Here is an 11,571-nt window from a genome sequence, read left to right on the forward strand (position 1 = left end):
TCATGTCTGGATGGCGCCCGAGATGGAGCTCGTCCCACTCTCCGAGAGGTGAGGGGATTACTGCGGCGCGACCACCTCGAACCGTGCCACCGCTTCATGCATGGCGGCTGCGAAGGCAGGATTGCTGTAGAGATCGTTATGTCCCGCATCAGCGATGATGCGGGACACAATGAGATTCGGGACCGCACTTCGCAGCGGTTCACTCCGCCGTGCCGGCACGATCGTGTCGCGGCCTGCCGCAATCAAGGCGGTAGGTGTCTGCTGGCCCTGCACGAGGTCGACAATCGGCATATGATGGCGCAGGAGCAGTCCCGTGGGCGCCCATGGAAAGTGCTCTCGCGCCAGAGCCTTCAAGGAGTCGAAGGGCGTGATCAGGATCAAGCCAGTCACAGGGCGGTGGCGTGCTACATAAGCGGCCACGCCGCTGCCGATACTGAAGCCTATGGCAATGACCTTGTGCGTGCGCTCTTTCTGCACGTAATCGAAGATCGTCAGAGAGTCGGCGAACAAAGCCTTCGTACTCGGTTCGCCGCGGCTCGGTGGATAGCCCCGGTAATGAAAGGCGATCACCTCATGGTCGGGAAAGAGGCCATGCAGATAAAGTGCCACAGCATCCGCATTCCAGGCATTGCCGCCAAAGCCGAGCAGGAGAGGCTTTGGATCGGACAGGCTGCCGAGCCGCACGCCGATGAGTTGGTCGCCATCCGGCGTTGTCAGCTTGAGCCGCTCGGCTGAACGCGGCAGGATTGGCCGGTTGGCCGCTGCCATCTGCACTGGAAACAGCAGCTTGGTCTGAAACAAGGTCGCGAGCGAGACCAGACCCGCATAGACAAGGGCAATGCCGAGGGCGAGATAAAGAAGCCACATGCGTGTTGACCTGCGATTTGGGCTAGAGAGATTCCATGTGTGTGGAAGCTCTCTTTTGTTTGGTGTGCCGCATTTTTGGACGGCGAACCGGAGCCACTGCGCCGAAAAAATGCTCACCGAACAGAGTCACCTCCCCGCAGCCTTGACGGTGCGTTGCACCGCCAGCTCTTGCGTACGGGCCAGCAAATTGCCCAGATCCTGCCTGAACTGCTCGAACGCGGATCATAGGGCGAAAAGCTGTCGGAAGGTTTCGCTCGGCAGGTCTCCCGCAGGATGGGAGAGCATGAGGATGTGTGGGGCGCTTAAGCTACTCCCGGCTAGGCATCCTAACACCAGACGAGATGAGCCGCCCGCTCACTCTCATACTTGGGCGGAATCTCCCCATGACGAATTGCTTCTGCATTCATTCTCTTGATTTGCGTCTCGCCGACGACGCACTCAGATGCACTTGAGAGCGATTTGATCCTGTATTGGCGCTCGTGCGAAGTCTTAGGCAGCACCTGGACGATCACGTAAGAGCCGGGATTGGCTCCCCTGGGGTGGGCTGGGAAAACCGTCTGTCCAACCTGGAATTTCTGCGTCATGGGACACCTCGCCTCGAAACCTCACCGGTACTCGCGCTCGGACTGAACCCATGATAGCCGAAAGTTATTGGAGCCCCGACAAGGGCTCATAGCCGCCGAGATGCTTGGCCACCATGGGACGGCGACGTTCCCACTTTTCTTCACCCATGTAAACAGCCTCGCTAAAATCTGGACCTCCTGCTGCAACCCCATTCACGAGACAAAAGTCTCAATGGCCTCTGTTCAGACGTAATGTCCTGCGAGATTGCCTCTCGTCCGAAGGCACCATTTGGTGTGTGCAGATGATCGAACTCTGCCAACAGCCAGAACTCTCTCAGCAGGCGCAGGCTCTTGAGCACTGGGCTGACTGTCGCGAGCGTGCTGTTGCGAGGCTGGAGCGTAAGGTCGAGCGCTTGCTTGATCAGAAGCGAGTGGAACGGGCTGCACGTCTTCGCTGCGCAGCCCATTACCTGCGCCAAGCTGCGCTCCGCGAGCGTCTCCACGCCGCCGCCTTGAGAGAACGGCTCAGCCATTAAGCTGCGACGTAGTTCCCCTCTTGCAGGCTTGCATTGCTCACGGCTCAGAGAATTCACTTGAGATGCTGGGCAAGGTGCTTGTTCATCTCAAACATGCTCACCTTGTTCTTGCCGCCGAAGACCGCCTGAAGCTTCTCGTCCGCCATGATCTCGCGCTTGTTCTGCGGGTTCTGGAGCTTGTGCGTCTTGATGTACTCCCAGACCTTGCTCACCACCTCCGGGCGCGGCAGGGGTGCCGAGCCGACAATGGCCGCCAATTCCTGCGAGGGCTGGAGCGGCTTGAGAAAAGCCGAAGTCCGCTCCTGGGTCGCACCCTTGGCTGCTTTCGCCGGTTTCTTAGGTTCTGAAGTCGGCATGTGCTCCTCCACTCCGGGTGGAACCAAGGATGGCTTCACATGGAAGCTACGGCGTTCGAGTGCTGGAGGGCGGCTTGCATCAGCCGATCCGGTCCGAGATCGTGCCGGTTCTCCATCTGCAACATCGCGGCAAGCTGGGTGCGAGCCCGGTTCACCCGGCTCTTGATCGTGCCTTCCGCGACACCGCAGCGAGCCGCCACATCCGCATAGGTCTCGCCGTGCTCAGTCACCAGAAGGAGAGCCTCGCGCTGCTCCAGCGGCAAGCGCACCAAAGCCCGTTGAACGTCGTCCAGAAACATCCTGAATTCCTGCTCGGGTTGCACCATCAGGCGTTGGGCGAAGCTGCTGTCCGGGTCCTCGACCTCCCGTCTGTACTTACGATGCTCTGAGTAGAAGCTGTTGCGCAGGATGGTGAACAGCCACGCCTCCAGATTGGTGTCGTGCTGGAAGTGATCCAGGTTTGCCCAAGCCCGCAGGAGGGTACTCTGCACGAGGTCATCACTCCGGACCGGATCGCGGGTCAGAGACAGCGCAAAGGCTCGCAGGTGGGGGAGACAGGCGGGAAGGCGGTCGCGCATGTATTTTGAGCGACGGCCCGCGCGGACCTCCTCAACAAGGGCAAGATGCTGCGCATGTGAGGGCGGATGGATGTGATGGAGCCGCGCCAGCTTGCGCCGTGCCGACCGGCTGCGGTCTGTCTCCTTGAGCGCGGGATGGCTGTGTTGGCGGGCGGCGGTGGTCATGGCGTCGCTTCACCTTGGCTACCGCTTTACCATACACCTACGGTTGCCGTTCAACCAGCCCTTTCGGGTGCGAACCTGAAGTCGGCAGGCGGCTTGACCGCCTATCGACGCAAGCGCACCATTCTGTCACCTAGCCTCAGCTTTTGGAGCCTGTCATGGCTGAACAAGATGATGTCGCCTTGATCCGCCGCTGGTTCCAGAAGCTCCAACTCTGCATCCAGGCGGTGGATTTCGTCGGTTCCCGCCCACTCGTCGCCGACGACATCGTCACCTTTGGGACCTTCGCAGCCTTCACTGTTGGGCGCGAGGCGACCGAACAAGAGCAGTGGCGTCACGTCTGGGGTCATATCGACCAGTTCCGCTGGCGACTTGATGATCTGCGGACCATCGTCTCAGCCGACCGCCTCACGGCGGTCGGCATGGCGGTGTTCGAGTCCACCGGCTACAGCGAGGATGGCAAAGCGTTTGATCGGCCCGGACGAGCGACGGTGGTGCTCGGGCGGCAGGCTGCGGGCGAGGAGTGGATCGCCCAGCACACGCACGTGTCCCTGTTCCCAGGCACCCCCTCACGCTCCTTCACCAAGCGGGAGCATCCGCCTGCTTTGTAGCGGAGACAGCGCAGCCAACCGGAGGAGCTTGGTGCTTCGGAGCATCCCGGCACTCGACCGAACGCCTGACGACTGATCGACCATGCACGAACACGGAGGACTGTGTATGCCTGAGAAAACCTCCAACTCAGTGCCCTGCTGTGTCACCGATATCGGCACGGGCCGCATCTGGTGGGAATGGCGGCGGGGTCCTTAGATTGTCACTGCGAAGCCTGACTCTGCGCCTGCACCGAAGCGGCACAAGGCGGACCGCCATGGGAAGCTGAGTTCACCCTCTCGAACGAGCACGAAGCGAGGCTCGGCGGAACTTGCCCGATCTGAGTTGGGTTGGTTCTATGGCCCATTCTGCGCAGGAGGGTTTGTCATGACCCAGGCAGCAGAATGAGCTTTGGCGGTTTCCTGGGGATCGGCTGCCAGGAGTACTCAATTCCATGGGAAAAGCTCAAGTACGACACCCAGCTTGGCGGCTTCCGCACTGACATCACGCCAGAGGAACTGACCAGGGCTCCCATGGTCTCTGGGGATGAAAAGGACTGGCGGGACCGCGGGCGCGAGCAGGACCTGCACGACCACTGGAAGGTGCCGCCGTACTGGGGGCTGGTGAGCAGCAAACCGAGCCGTCCCAGAGCAGCTAACTTTACTCACGCATGCTTCCGTGACCACAGGTTGGCGGCTGGAACGGCTATAAGGCTGAGGCGGTGAGCCATGGCACATTTGTCCAACACAGCGACGCATCGGGCTAACCGCCTCCTGGCAGCGCTGGAGTCCAAGGACTTTGCCTACCTCGAACCGCACCTGGAATTTGTGAATCTGCACAGAAAGCAGGTGCTCTATGAGGCGGGTGAACCCATCCGCTATACCTACTTCCCGCATGATGTTGTGGTGTCGCTGGTCAACGTGCTGGAAGATGGCAGGTCGGTCGAGGTGGCAGTGTTCGGGCGCGAGGGGGTGTTCGGTCTGATCAGCGCCCTGTTCACCCGTGAGTCCTTCGGACGCTACATCGTGCAAATTCCCGGCACGGCTTCGCAGATCGAGATTGAGTGGGTGCGCGAGGTGGTCAATGCCAGCCCACGCATGCGCCTGCTGCTGTACCGCTTCACCGAGGCATTGCTGGCACAGACCTTCCAGATCGTGACTTGCAATGCGGTTCACAATGTGGAGGCCCGCTGCTGCCGCTGGCTCCTCAGCACGCATGATCGAGTCGAGCAGGACACGCTGCCGCTCACGCACGAGTTCTTGGCCGAGATGCTGGGGACGCAGCGTCCGAGCGTCAGTATCGTGCTTCGCACGCTCCAGAACGCGGGCCTGATCCGCCAGCGCAGGGGCGGCATTGTCATCACGGATCGGGCTGGTCTCGAAGAAGTGGCCTGCGAGTGCTACGGCAAAATCCGCCGCAGCTACGAGCGTCTGCTGCCGCACACCTGTCCTCCAGTCGATGAAGATGTTGGCTCAATCGTGTCAGGAATAAGGCAGATCAATGGGAGCGACACTTAACATAGATCAATAAAAGTTGCCCGTTCTGTTAGATTGCGAACAGACGAATCATGTCTTTCACCGCATCGTCCCTGCGCTGTACGTCAAGAGACAGGGAGGAAAACGATGGCCGACGGCAAACCTTACTCCGCACGATCTGCCCAGCCGGTGACTCAGCCGAGGATGTATTCTCCTGAGCTTCAACCGTTGCTCCAGACGCTCCTGGGGACTTTAGCCGACATCGACTTTGAACACGAGCGCGAGCGCGACAACATCAATTGCCGCGCGATGGATATGAACCTCAAGATACGCCTGCTGGAGAAGCTCAAGCAGCACCATCACCAGCGGCGCGAGCCTTACCTTCAGCAACTTGCCATCCTGCAAGAGCGTATCCGCCAATTCTCGCAGTAGGCTGCTCCATCCGTCGCAGGGCCACGCACCATGACCGATGAGGAAATCGAAGTGGTTGCCGAGGAGCTTGCCAAGAGGGATGGCTCGTCTTGGTATCCAGGGCGCATGCAGGGACCGCTCACGCGACTGGTAACAGACTGCTACCATGACAAGCCCGTACGGCGATTGCGGCCCTGGATTATCTCAGGATCGGTAGTACCCCCTTTCAGTCTCCCGCCCTCGGAGGGAGAGATCGCCGAAAGCCGTCCATCGTGGCTCGGTCAACGATGTTTGATCCGGTGCAGCAATCATTTATCCCCGTCCAGGAGACCAACGGGCGAATCCATGCCGGATCGTGGAAACCCAGGGTGATCGCGCCTACTTGGCTTCCACCATATTCCCGGCGATGAGGTTCTGCTCTTCCCGTAAGCAAATCCCTGAGTGGAACATTGACGGTTGCTCTGGCGTTTCTCTTGTAGCTCGCCGGAAAAGGAGAGCCAGAATCGAAATTACCCTGCACAACGACATAGCCATTGCTGCGTGTACCGACAGGGATGGGTCGAAAAGAACCCTGGTTTGCTTTGAATGGCACCAGGGTTTTCTCATGGACGGACACAGTTGCTGCTCAGCTTGAGGAGCGCCGTCAACGGGACCGGGAGCCATATGTGCAGCGCCTTGCTAATCTCCATTGCTCGATGGTCAGGATCATGACGTTGGAAGACATTTGCTCAAATCCGTGAGGCTTTGAACGACCAGTTCACGCGGCTCATTGATGGGATGAATGCCGCTACAGGCTGGAGATCGTCGCTTGAACCTCTCTGGACTTTGAACAGACGCGCGTGGGCGATCTGCAAGAACTAAGTGGCCTGCTTGCCGCATGCCGTGTCATGAACGCTTTGATGCGCGGAGCGATCTCCAAACGGAAGCGAGAGCCGTTGAAGACGCCATAATGCCCGACCCCCGCTTGAAGATGGTGCTCCTTCTTCCCAGGCGACAGGTTCGACGAAAGATCGAGCGCTGCAACCGTCTGGCCGCGTCCGGTGATGTCGTCCTTCTCCCCCTCGATGGTCATGACAGCACAGCGGTGGATCGCCTTCAGGTCCACCGGTCGGCCCCGGTGCCGCATCAGCCCTCTGGGCAGCAGATGGTCGATGAACACTGTCTCCAGCGTCTGGAGGTAATATTCGGCAGACAAGTCCATGACGGCCAGATACTCATCATAGAACTCGCGGTGCTTTTCCGCCGAGTCACCGTCGCCTTCGACGAGGTGATTGAACATCTCCCAATGGGCTGAGAAATGGCGGTCCGGGTTCATCGCCATGAATCCGCAGAGTTGCATGAACCCTGGATAGACCAGCCGTCCCCGGCCCCGGAACCGGTCTGGCACAGGGTGGATGCAGTGACGCTTGAACCAAGGGATGTCGCGTGTCTGGGCGAAGCTATTGACTGCGGTAGGGGTCTTCCGGGTGTCGATAGGTCCACCCAGGAGTGTGACCGAGTGGGGCACCTGTGGATGCTCTTCAGCCTCCATAAGAGCTATCGCTGCCAGGACTGGCACAGCGGGTTGGCACACCGCCATCACGTGCAGGTCTGGTCCCAGCGTCGCGAACATGCTGATGCAGTAGTCCACGTAATCCGAGAGATCGAACTGGCCCTCGGACAAAGACACCTGCTTGGCATCATTCCAGTCGGTGATGAACACCTGATCGCTGTCGAGGAACGCCGCCACTGTGCCGCGCAGCAGCGTGGCGTTGTGGCCTGACATCGGAGCGACAATCAACACTTTGGGCTTGCTCGATGGTGGCCCGAAGGCGATCACCCGGCAGAAGGGCTGCTGCCACACAACTCGTTCCGACGCAGGAAGGTTGAAGGTGGGTTTAGGATAAGAGCGAGTGGCCCGCTCGAACAACTCACAAGAAGCCACCAGAGCGCGACCGCCTGGAGTGTAGGTCACTGGGTTGAGAGAATGAGTGCAGGTGAGCCTTGTGAGATCGGCGATCATCCGAGCGGGGGAGAACATAAACTGCGACGCTTCATGCAACAGGTACCACATGCGAACGTTCCTTGCGGTCCGTCTGCGCCCCACCGCTATTCTGAGCCGCCGATTACCGCCCCGGCACTGACGTGAATGCACGATGGTTCGGCTCAGTCTCCAGCCAATCTATCCGAACAATGGTTAATATTTCGAACCCAAAAGTGGAATGCACCTTTGGGACAACGCGTATGGTAGTGTCCTGCTTCTCAAACTACTTGCTGTCGGCGGTGAACCGCCTATTCGGTCTGCCCTCTACTTCAGATACGACCGAGTTATCAATTTGATCCTCCCCATGGCCCAAGAGACCATCGAGCATCGCGGGATGCCGACCCTCGACAACATGTAGGGCAGTCGATGGCGACTGAGGCCGAAGGTCCAGTGGGATCAGAAGGTTCTGAGACACGGCCAGTGATGTTTCAGCATCTCACACCCCTCGCGGTGTTGCCGCTGAATTCTCAGCAGCCATGACCGGCTGGGAGCGGCCCCCTTACACAAATTTCTGGCGCTGGTCATTGGGGTGCAGCGCTCCATCGTCAGCACTGTCATGGGAGCGCTCCACAAGAGAGGGCTGATTCAGCAAAGCCGAGGAGGCATCACCGTGACAGACCGGACTGGCCTCGAAGGAGCAGCACTGCGAGTGCTACGGCAAGATACGCCGCCGCTTCGAGCGACTTCGGCGAAGCATGTGTTCCAGGCTCATGGAGCCGATGCATCTGGGGCAGTCCTGATCCGCAAGAAGTTGCGGCGGGCTCAGGTGCTATCATTCTTTGCGACTCAGCCGCCCGGTACCGTGGCTATGGAGGCCTGCGGCAGCGCCCATCACTGGGCGCGCGAGATCGGCAAGCTCGGTCATGCCGTGCGGCTGATCCCACCGGCTTACGTGAAGCCCTTCGTCAAGCGCCAGAAGAACGATGCCGCCGATGCGCAAGCGATCTGTGAAGCGGCCCAGCGCCCGACCATGCGCTTCGTGGCGCCCAAAAGCGAGCAGGCCCAAGCCGCCGCTCTCGTGTTCCGGGCGCGGGATCTCCTGGTGCGGCAGCGGACCCAGATCATCAATGCTTTGCGAGGTCATCTGGCCGAGTTCGGGATCGTGGTGGCCCAAGGACCGGCCCATGTCTCTTCCCTTGTGCGGGCCGTAGAGGACCCGGCTGAGCCGGTGCCGGAGATCGCTCGTGCCATCCTGTCGGTGCTAATCGAGATGCTGCACAGGCTGGATGGCAGGATTTCCTTGCTTGATCGCGAGATTGCCCAGAGGGCCAAGGAGGATGTAACCGCACGCCGTTTGATGACGATCCCTGGAGTGGGTCCGATCACTGCAACAGCCTTGACGGCCTTGGCGCCGCCGGCCGAGACGTTCAAGCGTGGACGAGATTTTGCCGCCTGGATCGGCTTAACTCCTTTGCAGCATTCGACCGGCGGCAAGCAGAAGCTGGGGGCCACCTCGAAGATGGGCGAGCGAACTCTACGTCGCCTGCTGATCATCGGGGCGAGTGCTGTCCTGCGCTGGGCGGCCCGTCATGGCGCACCAGCCGGATCGTGGCTGTCTCGCATGCTGGCCCGCAAGCCGCCGATGCTGGTGCGGGTAGCATTGGCCAACAAGATGGCCCGCATGGTCTGGGCCTTGATGGCCAAAGGTGGGGACTACCGAGCTCCGGCCGTGAGCGTGTAAGCGCTCGCGTCCGCTTTCAATTACCCATAGATTTGCGCCCCAATCCTAGCGCCGAGTTCGATATCCATCAGGCGGGATAGTCCTCTCCACATGACGGTGTTTCCTGGCGGAGGATCATGGCCACGGGCAAGGTAGCCGCCCATGCGGGCGATCTTAGTTAAATAGTAGGCGAGCGTCTTGCTCCGCAGCAGCACCTGGCCCTTGTCTCGCACCAGCTCGTCGAGCAGGTCCATTTCCAAGTCCGTCAAGGCCAGCCGCGGCGGCACGTCCGGAACAACACGATTGAGCATCGTCATCCAGAAGATCCGCCAGCTCAGGATGCAGTAGATGCTGAGCAGGTTCACCAGGCGCTCGGCCGTTCTCAGCTTGGTCTCCTCCGCTCGGCACCCGGACTTGAGGATCTTGTGGAACAGCTCGACCTTCCAGCGCATGGCGTACCAGTCGAGCATCTGGATCGCGTCCGCGCGGGATCGTACCGGCAGATCCGTGATCAGCTTCCAGTCGATCCGCGCCCGGTCTTTGGGTGGATGACGCTCCTGTGCGTGGATCACCGTCAGGCTCAGGGCTGGATAGCGCTTCTGCTTGCCGATCGGAGGCAGGATGTGGATCCGGCGGTATTTGAGCTCTACGGTGGCAAGGCTCACATCGCCTTTCGGGCTGCGAACTTCGACCTGATGCCGTCCTTTGACCTTCACCTCTGCCATCTCGTCCGCGATGGTGTGCTGGCCATCGCCCGCCAACCGATCCACGCAGGTTCGGACCAGGAAGTGCGTGCTCAGAGCCTGAGCCGTGCAGAAGAACTCGTCGATGTCGTTCTCCCGGTCGCCGATATGGATGCAGCGCTCAGGAGCACCGAACAGCGCCACGGACTGCCTCATGCACTCCAGCCAGCGGATACTCTCCTTCTGATCGATGGGCACCCGGGTCGGGTTGATCTTGCGTTTGAGCGTCCGGGCGCCCTTGAACTGAGGCCTCGTCCAAAACTTGATTGCCGAAAGCCCCAGCGGCAGCCCATCCGCGGTCACAGCCAGGCAAGAGTGCATGAGCAGCCCGCAGACCGTGTGCATCCTGGAGCGACCTTCCTTGTCCCGGCCGCTGTTGACCCGGCGGGTCGCACCAATCCGTTCAGGCTGTGCTCTTTCGTAGGACAGTTCGGTTGTGTCCTGAATGACCAAGATAGGGCCACCGAAGGCGGCAAAGCGGGTTCGGGTGGCTTGGAAATGGCCCTGAAGGATCTCATGGTCGGAAACTTTGGGATTGGACAGGAAGCGGTAGGCCGCTTTGGTGTTAGCCCAATCCTGGCAGGCCAGCGGAAGGCTGCCGCCAATGGCACCGGCCATGTGGGTCAGGAGCTTGCGCAGGCGCTGGCCGAGACGATTGTCCCGAAAGCGGCACCCAGCGAGTTCCTGATCGACCCAGGAAATAACATTGGCTGCCTCTCCCAGAGGATGCGTCGGAAGAGACGTCTTTGTCATGGCCCAGCTCCCGCGCCGCCTCGTGGGAGCGAATAGGAGGCCGTCCGGCGTATGCCCGGCGCGCAGAGATCAGCGAGATCACGGGAAAGCCGAGACAGAGCCCTGTCCATGGGACACCTCTCACAGATGAGGAGATGCTCACCAAGGAATCACGCTTGGTGCTGGTCAGGCAAGCACTGCTGCTAAGTCAGAAATGTGGGTAATTGAAAGTCGCGTCCGTGGGGCTGTTGGAGGCGTAGGAAAGTCGAAGGGGAGAGATGGCGCAACGGTCGATGAGACGGGATCAGGAAAACCAGAGTGCAACAGCGTGCCTTGAGCACGTGACCGTGAGTTGGACTTGATCCGCGGACTTCCATCCGGGCCCGCGGCATGTGAATGGCCGCAGACGAGGCCGCACACATGTAAGCACTCGCCGGCGCACTACACCGAACCTAAAGATTTCTCTTGCGTCACCTGGGGCGTCCACACATGTTGCACGGATCGACCGGGGCATGGATTTAACCTATCCTTGCCCGATCTCAGGCAACTCGAACAGGCTCCGGGCGCCCAAGCTCAAGCATGCGGTTCAGGGCAGAAATGGCGATGGCGACTTCGGTCGCGCGACGCCCATCTGTTCGCGAGCGCCGCGCATCTCCGATCACTCGTTTAAGCCGGCTGATGGCGGTCTCTACCAGAGCCCGACGCGTGTACCCGGATCTCTTCAGCCAGCCCATACGGCCATGCTTCGCGATGCTTTGGAGATGTTGGTCGCGTTCGGTCGGAGTCGGAGAGCATGAGGTTTCGTGGGGCACGGCGATGCACCCCTAGAAGCGTTTCTCACCGAGAGACGGGCAATCGTGCCTCACTCGTCGGCTCC

The 11,571-nt window shown here is 60.3% G+C and carries 10 protein-coding genes; 4 read left to right on the plus strand and 6 right to left on the minus strand.

Going from position 1 to position 11,571, the window contains the following annotated elements:
• Positions 1-57: 57 nt before the first annotated feature.
• The 4 genes from BB934_RS40450 to BB934_RS40470 all read right to left on the minus strand — a co-directional run bounded on the left by BB934_RS40450 (position 58) and on the right by BB934_RS40470 (position 3,065).
• The gene (locus BB934_RS40450; RefSeq protein ID WP_099515265.1) at positions 58-867 is read right to left on the minus strand and encodes an alpha/beta hydrolase; all 810 of its coding nucleotides are present in this window, start codon (positions 865-867) and stop codon (positions 58-60) included.
• A gap of 326 nt (positions 868-1,193) precedes the next feature.
• Positions 1,194-1,451, minus strand: a complete 258-nt coding sequence (locus tag BB934_RS40455; protein WP_099515266.1) for a hypothetical protein — start codon at positions 1,449-1,451, stop codon at positions 1,194-1,196.
• 568 nt (positions 1,452-2,019) lie between these two features.
• Positions 2,020-2,322: an SWIB/MDM2 domain-containing protein gene (locus BB934_RS40465; RefSeq protein WP_099515268.1), complete on the minus strand. Its 303-nt coding sequence runs from the start codon at positions 2,320-2,322 to the stop codon at positions 2,020-2,022.
• 35 nt (positions 2,323-2,357) lie between these two features.
• Positions 2,358-3,065 (minus strand): sigma-70 family RNA polymerase sigma factor, encoded by a 708-nt coding sequence (locus BB934_RS40470; protein ID WP_099515269.1) that lies wholly within the window; start codon positions 3,063-3,065, stop codon positions 2,358-2,360.
• 155 nt (positions 3,066-3,220) lie between these two features.
• Between BB934_RS40470 and BB934_RS40475 the strand changes: the two genes are divergently transcribed.
• The 3 genes from BB934_RS40475 to BB934_RS40490 all read left to right on the plus strand — a co-directional run bounded on the left by BB934_RS40475 (position 3,221) and on the right by BB934_RS40490 (position 5,557).
• Positions 3,221-3,673: a YybH family protein gene (locus tag BB934_RS40475; protein ID WP_099515270.1), complete on the plus strand. Its 453-nt coding sequence runs from the start codon at positions 3,221-3,223 to the stop codon at positions 3,671-3,673.
• Between the two features lie 705 nt (positions 3,674-4,378).
• Positions 4,379-5,167 carry a Crp/Fnr family transcriptional regulator gene (locus BB934_RS40485; RefSeq protein WP_099515272.1) on the plus strand — a complete coding sequence of 263 codons (789 nt, stop codon included), beginning with the start codon at positions 4,379-4,381 and terminating at the stop codon, positions 5,165-5,167.
• A 105-nt stretch (positions 5,168-5,272) separates the two neighbouring features.
• Entirely contained in the window at positions 5,273-5,557 is a 285-nt protein-coding gene (locus BB934_RS40490; protein ID WP_099515273.1) for a hypothetical protein, read from the plus strand.
• A 766-nt stretch (positions 5,558-6,323) separates the two neighbouring features.
• Here BB934_RS40490 and BB934_RS40495 read toward each other — a convergent pair.
• On the minus strand, positions 6,324-7,589 hold the full coding sequence (locus tag BB934_RS40495; protein ID WP_099508342.1) for a polyhydroxyalkanoate depolymerase: 1,266 nt from the start codon (positions 7,587-7,589) through the stop codon (positions 6,324-6,326).
• 619 nt (positions 7,590-8,208) lie between these two features.
• Here BB934_RS40495 and BB934_RS40505 point away from each other — a divergent pair.
• Positions 8,209-9,240: an IS110 family RNA-guided transposase gene (locus BB934_RS40505; RefSeq protein WP_099515274.1), complete on the plus strand. Its 1,032-nt coding sequence runs from the start codon at positions 8,209-8,211 to the stop codon at positions 9,238-9,240.
• Between the two features lie 20 nt (positions 9,241-9,260).
• On the opposite strand, the gene BB934_RS40510 is transcribed toward BB934_RS40505, so the two are convergent.
• On the minus strand, positions 9,261-10,715 hold the full coding sequence (locus BB934_RS40510) for an IS4 family transposase (RefSeq protein WP_099508970.1): 1,455 nt from the start codon (positions 10,713-10,715) through the stop codon (positions 9,261-9,263).
• Positions 10,716-11,571: the final 856 nt, after the last annotated feature.

The organism is Microvirga ossetica, from assembly GCF_002741015.1.
In the GTDB taxonomy this organism is placed as follows: domain Bacteria; phylum Pseudomonadota; class Alphaproteobacteria; order Rhizobiales; family Beijerinckiaceae; genus Microvirga; species Microvirga ossetica.

Coding starts and splice junctions, on each gene's coding strand:
- BB934_RS40450 (WP_099515265.1), bottom strand. CDS start 867: ATGTGGCTTCTTTATCTCGCCCTCGGCATTGCCCTTGTCTATGCGGGT.
- BB934_RS40495 (WP_099508342.1), bottom strand. CDS start 7,589: ATGTGGTACCTGTTGCATGAAGCGTCGCAGTTTATGTTCTCCCCCGCT.
- BB934_RS40465 (WP_099515268.1), bottom strand. CDS start 2,322: ATGCCGACTTCAGAACCTAAGAAACCGGCGAAAGCAGCCAAGGGTGCG.
- BB934_RS40475 (WP_099515270.1), top strand. CDS start 3,221: ATGGCTGAACAAGATGATGTCGCCTTGATCCGCCGCTGGTTCCAGAAG.
- BB934_RS40470 (WP_099515269.1), bottom strand. CDS start 3,065: ATGACCACCGCCGCCCGCCAACACAGCCATCCCGCGCTCAAGGAGACA.
- BB934_RS40485 (WP_099515272.1), top strand. CDS start 4,379: ATGGCACATTTGTCCAACACAGCGACGCATCGGGCTAACCGCCTCCTG.
- BB934_RS40510 (WP_099508970.1), bottom strand. CDS start 10,715: ATGACAAAGACGTCTCTTCCGACGCATCCTCTGGGAGAGGCAGCCAAT.
- BB934_RS40455 (WP_099515266.1), bottom strand. CDS start 1,451: ATGACGCAGAAATTCCAGGTTGGACAGACGGTTTTCCCAGCCCACCCC.
- BB934_RS40490 (WP_099515273.1), top strand. CDS start 5,273: ATGGCCGACGGCAAACCTTACTCCGCACGATCTGCCCAGCCGGTGACT.